The following is a 17228-nucleotide window of genomic DNA, read 5'->3' as shown; positions in this document are numbered from 1 at the left end:
GTGATGACGAATGTAACGGGCATTCCTGTTTCAGCTTTAGCAAACGGCACAGACGGTGAACTTATCACCTGGGACGCTTCGGGCGTTGCCACAACAGTCGCCGCAGGAACAGCCGCCCAAGTTCTTACCTCCAATGGCGCGCGGGAGCGGCTCCAACGTTCCAAGCGGCGGCGGGAGGAGGGATGACATTAGTAGGTTCTGATCTAACTGAACGCACCACAACTTCAACCGGAAATGATGCTGCAACCCTAAGTAGTGTAAGCGGACTTAATATATCTCAAGGGACATGGGTTAAGATCGTTTTTCGCTGGCGAAAAACAGCAGGAGCAGCTTCTGCGCCTAAATTGGGGATTAAAATCAACGATATTCAGATTATCTCTACGTCTCAATTTGCTTCATCTTTGAGAACTGGTAGTACAAATGAAGCCCAAGATGGAACGGCACAGTTTATGTTGCTCCCCGGAGAAACTAATTATACCCACGGTTTGACGGGGATTGGGTCTTATGGTGGTGCATCAGAAGGCCAGGGAGCAGTTTTTTCTGTTGGCTCAGCATGGACTAATGCAATGCCTGTAGGAGCAATAACGAGTATAGCTATTACGGGTGATGCTGTTAACGGTGCCATCACGCTCGCTACAGATGAACTGCGAGTGTACACGTTGCCAACAGAATAAGGGAATAAAGGGGTCGAGTACTTTTTTTGGCGTAGGGATGGTAGACATTCAATATCCCTTTTACATGGTAGAACCTGGTATAGTCTTAATCTAAGCCATGGCATTAGATTGAGGTCGCATGGCATGTATGCTGGTTTTTTGCTCGACACTCTTTTTTGGTGCTGCTGCTTGAAAAATAAAACGAACGTGGTAGTGTAATCGGGCAGCTATTCTTTTATAATTTGCGAATGAAAGAGAGGCGTGGAAATGGCATCGGCGTCGCTAGTCGATTCGCTTTTTCGGCAAATTGATTGGACGGGAAAAATACTTTGCCTTCCTCCAGAGGCGGTGGAGCAAGAGCTGAAGCATTTCAAGTTTAGGGAAATTACTCCAGACAGGATTCGCGTTCAGCTAGACGACGGAACCTATGAAAGTCTTACTTTAACCCTCGCGCTTCACTACAATCCTTATCCCGACGATAGGCCGCATAAAGGCGGCATACGTCTTAGCAATGCTGTAACGCCAGATATTTTGCGCGCGCTTGCTGTCGAGATGACATTCAAGTGCGGTGTTGTTGATCTTGAGTTTGGCGGCGCTAAATCTGGTATTCGTTTGCCGAAACCAGCCACGCAATATTCTCAAAAAGAGATTCATCGTATTATTGAGGCAATTGCCGATTTTCTTATTCGTTTGGATATCACAAGGCCGCCATTCTATTACGTGCCGGCAACTGACATGGGAACCACGTCAGAACATATGGATATAATCCACGCGAGGTTTATGGCGCAGGCACAGGGCAAACATGACGCGGTTGTGACTGGTCGTAGTCCAAAATATGGCGGGCTTCCCGTGCGTGAAGAAGCAACTGCTCTTGGCGGGATTGAGGTTTTTGAAGTAATGCTCCAAAAATTAGGTGGCAATCTTGTTAGTTTAAACTCTAAGCCAACGATGATTGTGCAGGGGCTTGGTCAGGTTGGAGCAAATTTTATTCGCCTTGTCACGGAGCGCGGTTACAAAGTGGTAGGCGTGAGCAATATTACCGGAGGGGTGTATAATCCAAATGGCATTGATGTAAGTTCGTTGCCCCAGGATCGCAACGGAAGCCTCGCGCATGTAGCGGGAGAGCAATGCTCTTCTGATAGCATTTTACTAAAGCCGTGCGATCTTCTGGTGCCGGCCGCAATGGAAAACGTTATTACGGTAAAGAACGCTCCTCTTCTTCAAGCAAAATGGATTCTTGAACTTGCAAATCATCCCACGGAAGACGCGGAGGCCGATTCTATCCTGAATCAGCGAGGAATCTTGGTTATTCCCGACATTCTTTCCAATGCCGGTGGAGTAACAGCTTCTTATTTTGAATGGTCTTTGAGTTTTGGGCCGCCACACCATAGAGTAGAACTGCCCGAGATTGACAAGAAAGTTCAAGGAGAGATTATATCGGTAATGCGCGACTCTGCGGAAGAAGTGATTAAATTTGCACGTAAATACGGGGTAACATTACGCGAGGCGGCATGGTTGAAAGCCATGAACCGCATTGCAAAAGCGCTAATGTATAAGCATCGTCGTTATATCACGTCTTCGTGGATTTAAAATAATAAGGCCCCCGCATAGGCAGGGGCCTCTTTGATAAATTATTTTCGAGCGACTCCGGTTTTTCGCGCCGCATCTGCTACGGCTTGAGCTACACGCCGCGCTACGCTTTTATCAAGGGCGCTTGGCATAAAGTGTTCGGCATGAAGATCTTTGGGCGCGATTGAGCTTGCGATAGCATTTACCGCCGCAAGCTTCATTTCTTCGTTAATTTTTCTCGCGCGCACATCAAGCGCTCCGCGAAATAGTCCCGGGAAACAAAGGACATTGTTGATCTGATTTGGGTCGCTTGAGCTCCCCGTGGCAACAACGCGAGCATACTGCAAAGCTTCCTCGCGCTCAATTTCAGGGATTGGATTTGCAAGAGCGAATACAATTGCATCATGGTTCATAACCTTGATATCGGGGGCGTGAAGAATGCGGGGTCCAGAGACTCCAATGAAAACGTCAGCATTTGTAAGCGCATCAAAAATACTGCCTTGCAATCTTTCCGCGTTGGTGTGTTCGGCAAGCCATTGTTTGGCGCTGTTCATATGCTCTGGGCGGCCATTGTAAATTGTGCCTCGTGTGTCGCATCCGACAATATGCTCAGCGCCTCCGCTCATAAGTATTTTGGCGATTGCGATGCCGGCTGCCCCCGTGCCATTGATGACTATTTTTACTTCGTTTAATTTTTTGCCCACAACGGCGAGTGCATTTGTGAGAGCCGCAAATACAACTACAGCTGTTCCGTGCTGGTCATCATGGAAAACAGGAATATCCAGTTCTTGCTTTAAACGTTCTTCAATTTCAAAACAGCGCGGCGCGGAAATATCTTCAAGGTTAATACCGCCAAGTCCGGGAGAGAGTGCTTTTACAATGTTTACAATTTCATCCGGATTTTTTGTGTTTAAACAAATGGGGAATGCGTCAACTCCACCGAATTCTTTAAATAACATTGCCTTGCCTTCCATTACGGGAAGTCCTGCTTCAGGGCCGATATCGCCGAGTCCAAGTACTGCCGTGCCGTCGGTAACAACGGCAACCATGTTGCCTTTCGCCGTGTATTCATACACCAGAGAGGGATTATGTTCTATCGCTTGGCAGACCTCCGCAACGCCCGGAGTGTAGTAGGTTGCAAGATCCTCGCGCGTGTTTATAGGAGCGCGAGGAACAACCTGAATTTTTCCACCTTGGTGCGCAAGTAAAACAGAGTCGCGGATTGCAATAAGCTCTGATCCGGCGGTTTTTATTGCTGATTCTACGCGCGCGCGAATTTCTTCGCTTGAAATTGCCAGCCACACGTTGCGAGTCACCGTTTCCGACGTTTTATCAATAAGGCTTACTGGACCGATTCCCGCTTCAGCTTCACTGATTGCTTTCAAAAGCCTGCCTAGCATGCCTGGCTTGTTTTGAACCCTGATTTGATAAATGTAACGATAGTAATTTGCAGGCATAGAAACGTTCGTCATGTTCCTCCTCCTAATCACTTTTTGAAGGAACCATCTTTACAATGATAAATGTACCGCCACGGCAGGAGCTTGTCAAAGAGGTTGACGCGTCAGGTTTCTTGGCGGCTCTATAAAATTCGCGCCTTTGTTTTAGTTAAATTATTATTGTTGCAAAAAACATAACCTGTTATACTTGCATATATACAAAGTCAAAATTCATAAGTCAAAAATTTTGTATTCCGCTTCGCGGAACCTATATTAGCGTAAATTTATGCCAGAAACACAAAAAATATCTAACGGGGAAAATAGCTATTCGGTTCCACTATCCGAACAAAATAATGAAGAGAATATCATTAAAATACAGTCGCCACCGGTCGTCGGCGCGTTCACGCCCCGGAAGTTTTTATTTATTTCGTTGGAAAGTTTGAGCGGCGATTTGGCTTGGCAGTTAAATCGTGAAGGGCATGAGGTAAGGGCATATATTAAAGCAAAATCAGACGCGGATGTTTATGATGGTTTTTTAGAAAAAGTTGACGCGTGGGAACAGTATAAAGACTGGGCGGACGTTATTGTCTTTGATGATGTGGGCTTTGGAGCTATTGCGGATCGCTTGCGCAAAGAAGGAAAACTTGTTGTTGGAGGTAGTGTGTACACGGATAAACTGGAAATTGACCGTGAGTTCGGCCAGTCGGAAATGAAAAAATATAATATCAATACGCTTCGCAGTTGGCAGCTCTCAAGCTACGAAGAGGCAATACAATTTGTCAAAGATAATCCGTCGCGTTACGTTTTTAAACCAAGCGGCAATACGCCGTCAGCTGGCAAGGGACTGCTGTTTCTCGGGCAGGAAGAAGATGGTCGCGATCTTATAGAACTTTTGGAGCAAAACAAAAAATTATGGCAGAAGCAAGCGCCAGTATTTTTGCTTCAAAAACACGTTGCCGGAGTGGAGGTTGCGGTCGGCGCGTTTTTTAACGGTCACGACTTTATTTATCCCATTAATGTTAACTTTGAGCACAAGCGTATTTTTCCAGGAGATCTCGGGCCGTTTACTGGCGAAATGGGCACGTTGATGTATTGGAGCGCGCCGAATATGCTGTTTCATTCAACGCTTGAGCGTATGTTGCCGGCGATGCGCGAATCTGGATATGTTGGGTATTTTGATATCAATTGCATTGTAAATGGCAGGGGAATATATCCGCTAGAGTTTACTTCGCGTTTTGGCTACCCAACCATTCAAATACAACAGGAGGGCATTACTATGCCGCAAGGCGAGTGGCTTTATCGCCTTGCAAGAGGCGAAGATTTTGAGCTAAAAACAAAAAGAGGGTTTCAGATTGGCGTTCGTATTCTCGTGCCGTCATATTTTTCTAAAGAAGCCAATTCGGACACGATAAATATGTACCGTGATCTTGCCGTTACGTTTAAAAACAAGGATAACTTAGAAGGCGTGCATATTGAAGATTTAAAAAATGATAATGGAATTTGGCGTATCGCCGGAAGCTCTGGTTGTTTATTGGTTATTACGGGAAGCGGCACGACCGTAGAGGACGCGAGGCACATGGCTTACGGCCGTATTCAAAATATTTTAATTCCTAATATGTTTTATCGCACTGATATCGGTTCAAATTGGACGGCATCTGATAGCGACAAATTGCATACTTGGGGATACCTGTATTAACATCAGCGAATAACGAATTGCGTACGAATATACGAATACCTCACTGTAGTTGATTCATTTATTCGTATAGGATTCGTTATTCGCTGATTATAATTCTATGAAGCCCAACATTGGTCAAGGTGATACTGGAAAAACTTCTTTGCTCGGCGGCAAAGAAAAATGCAATAAAGATATCCCTCAAGTGGAGGCATACGGGACTATAGATGAGCTTAATTCGCTAGTGGGCTTTATTCGTTCGCACGAATTATCAAAAAAAATAGACAGGGCTTTGGCGCGCGTGCAGGACGATTTGTTTCGCGCGGAGTCGCATGTATCCACGGCGCCGGGGTTTGAGAATTTTCCGCACTTGTCAGTGTTTGATAAAAAAAGAGTCGCATATCTTGAAGAGCAAATCCAGAAATGGGAAAAGAGTTTTGCGGCGCCAGAGCATTTTGTGCTTCCCGGAGGCACGCGTGAAGCGGCGCTTTGCGACATGGCTAGAACGTTATCTCGCAGAGCAGAAAGACGGCTCGTGACATGGATGCGCGATGTGCCTGAAACGCCGGCGCGACATGAAATATATCGTTATATAAATCGCTTGTCTGACTTTTTCTTTACACTAGAGTTATATTTGAACCATGAAGCGGGCAAGTCGCAACCGACTTGGGTGGGAAGAGAGAAACGGAACTAACCGCGAATCATGAATAGCGAATCACGAATCATGAATGCCGTGTCGCATGACTCACTATTCACGATTCATTATTCATAAACATTCGTTATGCCCAATTTAGTTTTATACAGAAAATATCGCCCCCAACTATTCGCTGATGTTGTTGGGCAAGAGCACGTCATTCGAACTTTGATGAATGAATTAAAACGCGATGAGGTCGCGCATGCTTATTTATTTACTGGGCCTCGCGGTATTGGCAAAACCACAATGGCGCGCGTTTTTGCCAAAGCTGTAAATTGCACTAATCGCGAAAAAGGAGATGCGGAACCATGCAATAAATGTGCCAATTGTACCGACATTGCCGCCGGCAAGGCAGTTGACCTTATAGAAATTGACGCGGCGTCAAATCGCGGCATTGATGAAATGCGCAATTTGCGCGAGGGGATTCGTTTTCTTCCAACGATGGGAAGGTATAAAGTATTTGTGGTGGATGAGTGCCACATGCTCACCAAAGAAGCATTTAATGCTTTATTAAAAACTTTGGAAGAGCCGCCATCACACGCCATTTTTATTCTTGCTACAACGGAGATTCATAAGGTCTTACCGACAATTATTTCTCGTTGTCAGCGTTTTGACTTTCATCGCATGACGCGTGAAGATTTACTAAAACGTCTAAAAACTGTTTTGAAGAAAGAGAAACGAACGATTGACGAGGATGTTTTAAATTATGTAATTACGGCAAGCGGTGGCTCTCTGCGTGATGCGGAAAGCTTACTCGGAAGCGTGCTCGTATTTGGCGATAATCCAAATCCAGCCGAAGTACGCGATCTTCTTGGATTACCAGACATGGACATAGTTGCGGAGTTCGTGGACTTTATAGCAGATGGAAAAAAGGACAAGGCGCTGTCGTACTTGGAAACATTGGCCGCCGATGGCGAAGACATGGAGCAGTTAAGCAAAGCTGTCGTGAGATACGCGCGCGGGCTTTTGTTGACAAAAGTAAATCCGACCTTGCACGACGCGGTAATTCCGGAAATATACGATACTCAGCTTCCGAGGTTTGTGGCGCAGCGCGACAAACTAACCGAGGAGCAACTTATTAAAGTGCTACAAAGATTTATCAAAGCAGACGCGGAAGCAAAATACGTCGCGCTTCCACAATTGCCCCTCGAGCTTGCGGTGGTGGAGGTGCTGAATAATACTACAACTCCTCAACCATTGATAAATAAATAAAATTGTTTATACTAGTCACAGTATGAAAAAGGAGGCAATGCAGATGAGCATGGGAAGGATTGTTCTGAAAAAAGATTCAGTGCGAATAGAAGTTTTTGGGGAAAATTGGAAAGAGGCGGTTGACTCCCCCTTATTTCAAGAATGGTGCGGGTCTCTGGATCCCAAGTTCAGGATACGTTCTATTTTTTTCCAATCGGTTGATTTTGTAGGGCAGCCGCCAAATCGGCGCGTTATTTTCATCAAGTTTAAGGCGGATGTTATAGACGATCGAGGCCATAAGTTGCCCGGCATTGTATTTTTGCGGGGTGGCGCGGTGGCAATGCTGGTCGTTTTACGCTGTGAGGGCGAAGAATATGTGGTGCTTACACAACAACCTCGACTCGCCACTGGCAATTTCGCTTTCCCCGAAATTCCGGCAGGCATGCTTGATGGCAGCGGGAATTTTTCCGGAGTGGCGGCAAAAGAGATTGCGGAAGAAACGGGGATTACGATTCGCGTTGAAGATCTTGTTGATATGACGGCAATGGTGTACGACGAGCGTTGGAAAGGCATTTATCTATCAGTCGGTCTGTGCGATGAGTTTCTACGTTTTTTCTTATATAGGAAAGATGTAACGCGCGAAGAGCTGGAAGATATTTCCGGTCGTCTGACCGGTTTGCGTTCAGAGGGGGAAATCATTACCCTTAAAGTAGTGCCGATTACATATGTTCTTTTTGAAACGCCAGACGCCAAAACGCTTGTGGCAATTGCTCTCTACAATGCCGTGCGTCGTTTGGAATATACTGAAGCAAAATACGGAGATTAAGCCGTTTTAAAAATAGCGAAAGACCCTGCCATCGCAACCGTGCGAGGCAGGGTTTTATCTTGAAAATAGGTTGTAATGTGTTATTATGCTTGCGTGATAGTACATTGCGGGGTCGTCTCCGCCATGGGCGGATCAGCCTCTGGCTGATAAAGGTCTATAATAGCGGATACCGCTGGCGCAATATAGGGCTTGGAATAAATAATCATATTTGCGGGGTCGTCTAAAGGTAGGACAGAGGCCTTTGAAGCCTTTAATTGGGGTCCGATTCCCTGCCCCGCAGCCGATTTCGCTCCTTTTTAATAAGTAGGGATATTTGAATTAGATGTTGTTCTCAACATTTAATTCAAATATCCCTATATAATAAGAGCGAAATCGCGCAGCCCAGCAGGGCTGCGTTACCTTGTATAAAAGCAAAATCATCCAGTCACGCAACGGCGTGACTGGACTACCTATTTGATAATGTATTTGAGATTTTACCCCAAGCGTTTATAAACGCTTGGGGTAAAATCTCAAATTATATATAAAGGCGAAATCGCGCAGTGCAACAGCACTGCGTCTCTAACCCTACCTCTAATTCTATTTGCGGTTATAGAGGCAAAATCATCCCGCGCAGTGGCTTGGGACTTCCATATTAGTTATGCTCGTATTTGTAGCTCGCTATCACGAAAGCAGATTGATTTGTAGGTCAAAAGAAAGGAGTAGAAAGTGCAAATTGTCAAAAGAACTTGTGTCAGCAATTATAATTTGTTTGTGACCGCTAACGCTCTTGTTTCTTTTGCCTTAGGATTACTTGGACCTTTTTGGATTATTTACGCGCAGAACCTTGTTGGTTCTATAGAATTTTTAGGTTTTGCGGTAGGAATTAGGGTTTTTTCGTATTCACTTACTACTTATTTTGTAGGCGCCTTGTCTGATAAGTTTGGAAGAGTTGCGTTTATTGTCGCAGGCGGAATCATAAGCGGCGTTATCATGCTGCTCTATACAATGGTTACGTCTCTCACAGAGCTCTATATTTTGCAAACTATTTTTGGTATCGCGGGAGCTATGCAGGTTACTGCCAGCACAGCCCTACTGGGAGATATTACGGAAAAAAATTCCCGGGGTAAAGACGTGGGAAAGATGAACGCGGCCACCGGTATTGCAGGAGCGCTTGCTATAATTGTCGGAGGAATTGTAGCCGGCAAGTTGGGCATAGAAGCCATATTTTATGTAATTGCTGGATTTTTTTTCATATCGTCCGCTCTCATTCTTTTTATGAAAGTTGTTCAGCCACGCGAAGATAATACGCAGCAGTTTGACAATCTAGCGCAGAGTAATTAACGCGCAAGTAGTAAAGAGGCCCTATATAACAATGGGGCTTTTCTTATGCGCGCGATATTGATATAATAAAGAACAAAACCAGATCAATTTATGCCCTTCATAGTCTACATCCTTAAATGCAAAGACGGCACGCTGTACGTGGGCTGTACTAATAATCTTGAAAAACGCATAAAGGAGCATAATGAGTCAAAAAGAGGTGCGCACTACACAAAAATCAGAAGGCCTATAGTACTAGTGCATTCGGAGCAATACGCAACACTAAATGAAGCAAGAAAAAGAGAAGCTGAAATGAAAAGATGGAGCAGGGAAGAGAAGCTAAAACTTATTGCAGGCGAAGTGTAGTGGTCAACGAGGACTTGCCTCATTCTCCATTATAGTATATAATGATTAAAGTTGGGGAAATTACGTCGAGCTTCTCACAATATATAAGCAAAAAGCAAATCACATGCAAGGAACTATCAAAACTCTTAATCCTAGAGGATTTGGATTCATTTCTCGCGAAGGCGAAGAAAAGGACCTCTTCTTTCATTCTACGGCATTGGAAGGTGTTACGTTTGACGAATTAAAGGTTGGCGATGCCGTCACTTTTGAAGTCAACACATCGGGCGAGAAAGGCCCAGCCGCGGAACACGTATCTCGCGTCTAATTATTTTAGATCGCGAAGAGAAAACCGCCCCGCATCTGCGGGGCGGTTTTCTTACCTGATTTTGCTCGTTTTTATATACATAGAAGCAAAATCATCCAGCCTAGCGGCTGGATACCTTAATATTCTCTATGGCAAAAGCCGACAGCATAATATCGTTTGAAAAAGTATCTTTTGAATACGGGCATAACAAGCCCATTTTAGACGAGGTCGATTTCTCAATTCGCCGCGGTACCAAAAGCACTTTTATGGGTCAAAATGGCGCTGGAAAGAGCACCATATTTGAGTTGATTACAAAATCGCTGGAGCAGGAGTCGGGCAAGATAAATATAGCGAGCGGCCTGACAACTGCTCTTGCGCGCCAAGTTATCCCGCGCGATGAGCTTGAGCTTACAGTGAGCGAATTTTTTCAAAAACGTTTCACCAAGAAAGTTTACGATATTGACCCTAAAATTGACGCGGTATTAGAAATCGTGCATTTAGAGGCAGGGCACGACAGAATTATAAATTCTTTTTCGGGCGGCCAGCAGGCGCGCTTGCTTCTTGCATCCGCGCTTATTCAAGATCCGGATTTGCTATTACTGGACGAGCCTACTAATAATTTAGACAAAGAGGGGATCGCGCATCTGACTAAATTCCTTGTTAATTATCAAAAAACAGTAATCGTCATTTCTCACGATGCAAACTTTTTAAATACTTTTACGGACGCCGTGTTATATCTTGACGTGCACACACGCAAGGTGGAGCAGTACTCCGGTAATTATTTTGATGTAGTGAAAGAAATTTCCGTTCGTATTGAAAGAGAAAATAGAAAGAACGCCCAGCTTGCAAAACAAATACAAGAAAATAAAGAGAAAGCAAATTTTTTTGCCAATAAAGGCGGGGGTATGCGTATGGTCGCAAAACGCATGCGCGCCAAAGCAGAGGAGATGGAGGGGGCAAAGGTGGACGTGCGCAAGGAAGACAAAACCATTCGCCCATTTACTATCCCTGCGCAGGAAGGCTTAGTGGGCGAGATGGTGCGTATTTCTTCTTTTACGGTGATGCGTAAAGGCTCAAAACCTGCGAAAAGAAAAACAGATATTTCTTTGCGAAAAGGCCAACATCTATTGCTCCGCGGGCCGAATGGAATTGGTAAGAGCACTTTGCTTGAGGCGATTGCAAAGAATAGCGCGGAAGGATTGGTAATCGCGGAGGGGGTAAGGATTGGTTATTACCGTCAAGATTTTTCAACCCTTAACTTCGATGATACAGTTTATGAATCTTTGATGAACGCGATCGGCTCACATACTGGCACTGGCGATGAAGAGCATATGCGCGGTGTTGCCGCCGGTTTTTTAATAACCGCGGATGCAATTCGCACTAAAATCGGCAGCTTATCCGAAGGGCAAAAAGGGCTCGTGGCATTCGCGCGCCTTGTACTGGAAAGACCAGGATTATTAATTTTGGATGAGCCAACCAACCATATTAACTTTCGCCATATTCCGTTAATTGCCGAGGCGCTAGATTCCTATGAGGGTGCTATGATATTAGTATCGCACGTTCCTGAATTCGTAGCTAAAATACGAATTGATGAGGTGCTGGATTTGGAGAAGTAAGACTTAAGACTATTATATTGCTAGTTTTTACTTTAAACTTTAATAATTGTCATCTCGAGGAACCGCAGTTCCGAGAGATCTCTCGTCGCTGCTGCGCCTTCGAGATGACAATTACGCAGGGCGTATGCTCATCGACGACGTAACAATTAAAGTTGGTGCAGGAAATGGCGGCAGAGGTGCCGTGGCTTTTAATAAAAATTTGATGAGTCTGGGGCCTGTTGGCGGAAACGGTGGCGATGGCGGTAGTATTTATTTAGAGGGTGTTTCCGACTTAAGCGCGCTTGATCAGTTTAGATACAAAAAGGATATCAAGGCGGAAAACGGCGTAGCAGGACAAGGGCAATTTACTAATGGCCGGGATGCTAGCGATATTATTTTAAAAGTTCCTGTTGGTACGGTAGTGCATAACCTTGAGACTGGTGAAGATATAGAGATATTAAAAATAGGCCAAAAAATTTGCATTGCCAAAGGCGGCAAGGGCGGAAGGGGCAATTTTCATTTTAGGTCTTCAACGAATATCAGCCCGACTCAATTTCAAAAAGGCTTGCCCGGAGATGCTCTTAACGCGCGTTTGGAGCTCAAGCTTATCGCCGATGTCGGTCTAATTGGCCTACCAAACGCGGGCAAGTCCAGCTTGCTTAATGAGTTTACGAAAGCAAACAGCAAGGTTGCCAATTATCCCTTTACAACCTTAGAGCCGAGCTTAGGGGTGTATTACGATTTAATTCTCGCCGATATTCCCGGTCTTATTGAAGGCGCTTCGGGCGGCAAGGGGCTAGGCATAAAATTTTTACGGCACATTGAGCGCACGAAGATTCTTTTTCATTTAATCTCCGCGGAATCGGAAAATCCAGTAGAGGATTATAATGTTATTAAAAACGAGCTTAAAACTTATAACGAGGAGCTGATTCAGAAACTAGAATATATATTTTTAAGTAAAAGTGATTTAATACCAGAAAAAGATGCAAAAAAGAAAGTTGCTGCTCTGAAAAAGATTAACAAAAATGTTTTTGCAATCTCCATTCACGATTGGGATAGTATGGAAAAAGTAAAAAAGATTTTGAATTTAATTCAACGCGGAAAATTATTATGAGCTGTGCCATTGACAAAAAACTCATTATTTGCTATGCTAGTAGGTATAGGAGCGTAACAGCTAACAGCCGTAGCGGTCTTAATGCCTTACGCTTTGTCCTTCTCCACCAGCGTCATGCATGCTGGTTTTGTTTTTTGTCAAAACGAAAAACAACCCTTCCGACTTGTCCCGCCATAGCCTTGGCGACGGCGGAAGCCCTGCGGTCGCGGGGCGAAGGAGGGTATTCTGCTTAGATAATTCATATAATTCAAACAATGTCTAACAATCAAACACAACAAAATACAACAAATATCTCGGGAAGTGCCTCGGGCTTTTCGGGCATGGATATTGCCGTCCCTCTTTTTGAGAAACTTGTAAAATTAAACTATACAAGCCCAACTCCAATTCAATTACAGGCAATGCCTATTGCCCTCACCGGCAAAGACGTTGTCGGAATCGCGCAAACAGGCACTGGAAAAACCCTCGCCTTCGGCGTGCCGATGATTCAGCGCTTGTCAGAAAACAAGGGTCAGGGGGTTGTTTTGCTTCCAACGCGCGAACTAGCGCTTCAGGTAGACGAAACATTTCGCAAAATAGGCGCGAGTCTTGGCTTGCGAACAGCTCTGCTTATCGGAGGAATGGGAATGAGGCCGCAAACAACGTCGCTTGCGGCAAACCCGCACGTGATTATTGCAACTCCAGGCCGCTTGAACGATCATCTTCAGCAAGGTTATCTTAAACTAAACAATGTAAACATCGTTGTCTTGGACGAGGCAGATAGAATGCTGGACATGGGTTTTGCGCCGCAGATTGAAAAGATTTTGCGCGTTATTCCTCGCGACCGCCAAACGATGCTGTTTTCCGCAACCATGCCGCAAGGAATTATGAGCATTGCTACAAAATATATGCAGATGCCAATTCGCGTTGAAGTGGCACCATCAGGCACCACGGCGGAACGCGTTACCCAAGAAGTGTTTATTATTCACAAAGACGGAAAAAACGCGCTTATTGCAAAACTTTTGGAACAACAGCGGGGTACGGCGCTTATCTTCACCAGAACGAAATATATCGCAAAACGGCTTACGCAAACAATTCAGGCGATGAGGCATACAGCCGCCGAGATTCACTCAAATCGTTCGCTATCACAGCGACGCGAAGCTCTCGATGGGTTTAAAAAAGGCAAATACCGCGTGCTTGTGGCAACTGATATTGCTTCCCGCGGTATTGATGTTGCAGGAATCTCGCTTGTAATAAATTATGATATTCCGGTAAATCCAGAAGATTACATTCACCGTATTGGCCGCACGGCACGCGCTGGCGCGGAGGGGCACGCAATTACACTTGCAACTCCAGAGCAGAGAGGAGATCTTCGCGACATTGAACGCTTAATGAGAAAAACTTTACCAGTATCAGAGCTTCCAGAAATTTCATTTCAACGAAGGCCAGTGGAAGCAAAACCAACTAATTATGCGAGCAATAATCGCGAACATAGATTAGTTCGCTCTCGCGAGCATTTCAATAACAGGAAAAGAAGTTATAGAAGATAATAAATAACACCTTGCGGTCGCAAGGTGTTATTTATTATCTTGAAACTTATACACAATCTAATCTTTGACGGAAAATACTAATATAAGATAAAATAAGAACGTAGGTAGAATAAATTATTTTTTATTGCATGAAACAGGAAAAATTCATTATTGTTTTTGCCATCATTGCTTTTGTTGTTATCATGGGTTATGGCGCATGGAAGTTTTTCGGCGCAAACATGCAGCAGCCAGAAAATCTTGAAGAAACTCAAGCCTCTCCCCAAAAAGAATCAAGCGCAGCCGCGCCTTACGGCACACTTCCGGGAATTGAGTCTACTTCTAATCCTTTACAAAATGTGCCCGAACTCACTCCGACACAAAAAACAAATCCTTTTAAGGACGCTATAAAAAATCCTTTTGAATAAAATATGAAGACATCTGTTTCAAGACATCTGTTTTTATTCGCTTCCCTTGTAATATTAGCGGGAATTGCGGCAGGAGCCTCTGCCTTATCTAAACAAGATATCGTATATCCTATAGACGATCTTGGCTCGTGTAAAAATGAATCGGAGTGCAAACTATTTTGCAACCAGCCTCAAAATGTTGAGGCATGCGTTGTTTTTGCGGAAAAGTATAGTTTGCTTTCACAACAAGATATTCAAAGAGCTAAAAAAGCCCTGACGATCAAAGAAGGACCGGGTGGTTGCACGGGTAGAGCGTGCGAGGCGTATTGCGATGACACAAGCCATATTGCAGAATGCCTTGATTTTGCTGAAAAAAACGATCTCATTCCCCCAGAAGAGTTAGCAGAGGGGAGAAAAGTGCAAGCCGCTCTTGCCAAAGGAACAACTCTGCCCGGAGGATGTAAAACAAAAAATGAATGCGACAGTTACTGCAATGATTCAAGCCATATGGAAGAGTGTATCACTTTTGCAGAGGCGGCAGGATTTATTCCTCCAAACGAACTAGCAGAAGCAAAAAAAGTTCTTTCTGCGATTAAAAAGGGAGTAAAGCCGCCACCCTGCGGCGGTAAAAGCTCTTGCGACGTGTATTGTGGAGAGCCATCTCATTTTGAAGAATGTATCATTTTTGCCGAAGCGGCAGAACTTATTCCTCCAAACGAACTTGCAGAAGCAAGGCAGGTCCTTTCCGCAATTAGAAAGGGGGTGAATCCGCCCGCTTGCCGCGGTAGAGAACAATGCGATATATATTGTCAAGAACCGGAACATACAGAAGAATGTATAAATTTTGCCGAAGCGGCTGGATTTATGTCTTCAAAAGATGCGGAGATGGCAAGAAAAACTGGGGGTAAAGGACCCGGAGGATGCAGTGGGCAGAATGAATGTGAACAATTTTGCCAAAACCCCGAAAATCAAGAAACTTGTTTTTTGTTCGCAAAAGAGCACGGCTTAATCTCTGAAGAAGACCTTCAAAAAATGAACGAGGGCGCGCGACAAATACAAGAATCTTTAAACCAAGCTCCGCCTGAAGTGAGAGATTGTTTAGTGCAGGCGGTGGGGCAAAACAAGCTTGATAAAATTCTTTCAGGAGAGGGCATGATGTCTTCTGATTTGGGAGATAAAATGCGCGTGTGTTTTGAATCTATGATGCCGCCCGATGATTTCAGGGGGAGTGAAGAAAGGATGGGAGGTCCTGGAGGTTGTCAAACACAAGAAGAATGTATGGCATACTGCCAGGAACACCCCGAAGAATGCGGAAGCCCTCCGATAAATGAAAGTATAGACCATCGCCAGCAAGAGGGGGAGGGATTTGGCTCTCCGCCCAACAATGAAGGATTAGAGGGTTCGCCACCCATTGAAGCTGGCGAGGGGTCGCATCCACCAAGCAATTTTATTCCAGGAAATAACGAAAATTTGCCGCCAATGGAAAATTTCAATTTGCAACAAAACGGAGGAGTTGGCTCGCCACCGCCAGTCGAATTTTTTCCACAGTCTGATTATCAAGTCCCTGCGGAAGGCGCTTCTACGCCTACATTTGAAACTTCACCGGTTGAAACTGCTCCGTCGTCTCCATCGTCAAGCGAACCTTCCTCGGATGGGAGTTCTGGCGCGCCAGAACTCGGGGCAAATCTTTTATTTCAAGCAAAGCAATTTTTGCAACAGTTTGTGGGGATTCTTATTAAATAAACTAATCATTGAATTTTTGCAGCAATTTGCTAATCTAGCTTTAGGAAGGAAATAAAACAGTGCGGAAGGCGGCGGCATCATGGTAGCTCAACGACCATTAACTAGCGAAGAGAAGATCGCTATTTACGAAGCTATTCGCGCGAATATGACTCCTGACGATCGGTATCCATGCGAAGTCATTCACGATTATCCCTATAATGGCGATGAGGAAAGATATTTGCGTGATATGGCCGGCTGGCACAAGGTGCTAATCTCAGACTAAGATCTGGCGTTTATCCTTCCTTAAAGCCGTTAGCCAAGTGCTGGCGGCTTTTACCATAACAATCTTTTGAAGACGCATGAGCAGTTATTGCCGACCATTCCATTGCCCCTTCATTGCTTCATTGCTCCATTGTTTATGTAACCATGAAACCATGCAACAATGAAACAATGTAACGATAGAGCAATGGAACAATGTAATCTGGTGAGGTTTAACCTCAATCTCACCCCAACGATTCTGTATAAGTTTTGTAAAAGTTAAACCTCTGTAATCTCAACCTAAAGTTATCCACACCCTACCCATCGCAGGGGGGGGGGGGGGGTATATGATATACTATATTTATAGGTCTGCCAGTTTATATTCTTATTCATTAAACTATATATATAATATGCTACCCATATTAAAAAAAAGACAAACCTGGAGCGCTATAGCCAGTATTATCATAGCAGTGTTTCTAATCAGCGGCCTAACACAAGCCGCCATCACCTTAAACCAGAATATCCAACTAGGCAACGGCACACCCACCCTCCCTCTTAATGGAGATGATCTCTATGTCACAGGAACCTTTGAAGTAGACGGCATAGCCAACCTGGGCGGAGCTACCAGCTTTGGAGCAGATCTT

General features: G+C 44.6%; 18 protein-coding genes and 1 tRNA gene. 18 read left to right on the top strand and 1 reads right to left on the bottom strand.

Annotated elements, in window-relative coordinates; all coding sequences use genetic code 11:
- The 3 genes from HYV65_02295 to HYV65_02285 all read left to right on the top strand — a co-directional run.
- Nucleotides 1-186 (top strand): hypothetical protein (locus HYV65_02295; protein ID MBI2463041.1); only part of this gene is annotated, 186 nt, incomplete at its 5' end.
- On the top strand, nucleotides 183-674 hold the full coding sequence (locus tag HYV65_02290) for a hypothetical protein (GenBank protein MBI2463040.1): 492 nt from the start codon (nucleotides 183-185) through the stop codon (nucleotides 672-674). The genes HYV65_02295 and HYV65_02290, both read left to right, overlap by 4 nt.
- Nucleotides 675-920: 246 nt before the next feature.
- The gene (locus tag HYV65_02285; protein ID MBI2463039.1) at nucleotides 921-2243 is read left to right on the top strand and encodes a Glu/Leu/Phe/Val dehydrogenase; all 1323 of its coding nucleotides are present in this window, start codon (nucleotides 921-923) and stop codon (nucleotides 2241-2243) included.
- A gap of 41 nt (nucleotides 2244-2284) precedes the next feature.
- Here the strand turns inward: HYV65_02285 and HYV65_02280 are convergent, their stop codons facing one another.
- The gene (locus HYV65_02280; protein MBI2463038.1) at nucleotides 2285-3622 is read right to left on the bottom strand and encodes an NADP-dependent malic enzyme; all 1338 of its coding nucleotides are present in this window, start codon (nucleotides 3620-3622) and stop codon (nucleotides 2285-2287) included.
- A gap of 322 nt (nucleotides 3623-3944) precedes the next feature.
- Here HYV65_02280 and HYV65_02275 point away from each other — a divergent pair, with 322 nt between their 5' ends.
- The 15 genes from HYV65_02275 to HYV65_02205 all read left to right on the top strand — a co-directional run.
- Nucleotides 3945-5354 (top strand): phosphoribosylamine--glycine ligase, encoded by a 1410-nt coding sequence (locus tag HYV65_02275; GenBank protein MBI2463037.1) that lies wholly within the window; start codon nucleotides 3945-3947, stop codon nucleotides 5352-5354.
- A 97-nt stretch (nucleotides 5355-5451) separates the two neighbouring features.
- Nucleotides 5452-6024, top strand: a complete 573-nt coding sequence (locus tag HYV65_02270; GenBank protein ID MBI2463036.1) for a cob(I)yrinic acid a,c-diamide adenosyltransferase — start codon at nucleotides 5452-5454, stop codon at nucleotides 6022-6024.
- Nucleotides 6025-6111: 87 nt separating this feature from the next.
- On the top strand, nucleotides 6112-7236 hold the full coding sequence (gene dnaX, locus HYV65_02265; protein ID MBI2463035.1) for a DNA polymerase III subunit gamma/tau: 1125 nt from the start codon (nucleotides 6112-6114) through the stop codon (nucleotides 7234-7236).
- A 22-nt stretch (nucleotides 7237-7258) separates the two neighbouring features.
- Nucleotides 7259-8041: an NUDIX domain-containing protein gene (locus tag HYV65_02260; GenBank protein ID MBI2463034.1), complete on the top strand. Its 783-nt coding sequence runs from the start codon at nucleotides 7259-7261 to the stop codon at nucleotides 8039-8041.
- A gap of 209 nt (nucleotides 8042-8250) precedes the next feature.
- Nucleotides 8251-8321: transfer RNA gene (locus tag HYV65_02255), tRNA-Gln, on the top strand.
- A 470-nt stretch (nucleotides 8322-8791) separates the two neighbouring features.
- Nucleotides 8792-9361, top strand: a complete 570-nt coding sequence (locus HYV65_02250) for an MFS transporter (protein ID MBI2463033.1) — start codon at nucleotides 8792-8794, stop codon at nucleotides 9359-9361.
- Between the two features lie 90 nt (nucleotides 9362-9451).
- The gene (locus HYV65_02245) at nucleotides 9452-9703 is read left to right on the top strand and encodes a GIY-YIG nuclease family protein (protein ID MBI2463032.1); all 252 of its coding nucleotides are present in this window, start codon (nucleotides 9452-9454) and stop codon (nucleotides 9701-9703) included.
- Between the two features lie 103 nt (nucleotides 9704-9806).
- Nucleotides 9807-10007 carry a cold shock domain-containing protein gene (locus HYV65_02240; protein ID MBI2463031.1) on the top strand — a complete coding sequence of 67 codons (201 nt, stop codon included), beginning with the start codon at nucleotides 9807-9809 and terminating at the stop codon, nucleotides 10005-10007.
- A 128-nt stretch (nucleotides 10008-10135) separates the two neighbouring features.
- The gene (locus tag HYV65_02235; GenBank protein MBI2463030.1) at nucleotides 10136-11602 is read left to right on the top strand and encodes an ABC-F family ATP-binding cassette domain-containing protein; all 1467 of its coding nucleotides are present in this window, start codon (nucleotides 10136-10138) and stop codon (nucleotides 11600-11602) included.
- A 124-nt stretch (nucleotides 11603-11726) separates the two neighbouring features.
- On the top strand, nucleotides 11727-12695 hold the full coding sequence (gene obgE, locus HYV65_02230; protein MBI2463029.1) for a GTPase ObgE: 969 nt from the start codon (nucleotides 11727-11729) through the stop codon (nucleotides 12693-12695).
- A gap of 254 nt (nucleotides 12696-12949) precedes the next feature.
- A complete protein-coding gene (locus HYV65_02225; protein MBI2463028.1) occupies nucleotides 12950-14221 on the top strand; it encodes a DEAD/DEAH box helicase in 1272 nt (423 codons plus the stop codon).
- 128 nt (nucleotides 14222-14349) lie between these two features.
- Nucleotides 14350-14625, top strand: coding sequence for a hypothetical protein (locus HYV65_02220; protein ID MBI2463027.1), 276 nt, complete (start codon nucleotides 14350-14352; stop codon nucleotides 14623-14625).
- A 3-nt stretch (nucleotides 14626-14628) separates the two neighbouring features.
- Nucleotides 14629-16347 carry a hypothetical protein gene (locus HYV65_02215; protein MBI2463026.1) on the top strand — a complete coding sequence of 573 codons (1719 nt, stop codon included), beginning with the start codon at nucleotides 14629-14631 and terminating at the stop codon, nucleotides 16345-16347.
- A gap of 79 nt (nucleotides 16348-16426) precedes the next feature.
- Complete coding sequence (locus tag HYV65_02210) at nucleotides 16427-16609, top strand: hypothetical protein (GenBank protein MBI2463025.1); 183 nt, start codon at nucleotides 16427-16429, stop codon at nucleotides 16607-16609.
- Between the two features lie 385 nt (nucleotides 16610-16994).
- Nucleotides 16995-17228: hypothetical protein (locus HYV65_02205; protein ID MBI2463024.1), on the top strand; the 234-nt coding region annotated here is incomplete at its 3' end.

It is taken from the genome of Candidatus Spechtbacteria bacterium (assembly GCA_016188605.1).
Lineage (GTDB): Bacteria > Patescibacteriota > Minisyncoccia > Spechtbacterales > JACPHP01 > JACPHP01.
Note: the sequence above shows the minus strand (reverse complement) of the source record. Positions and strands in the feature narration are given on the sequence as shown.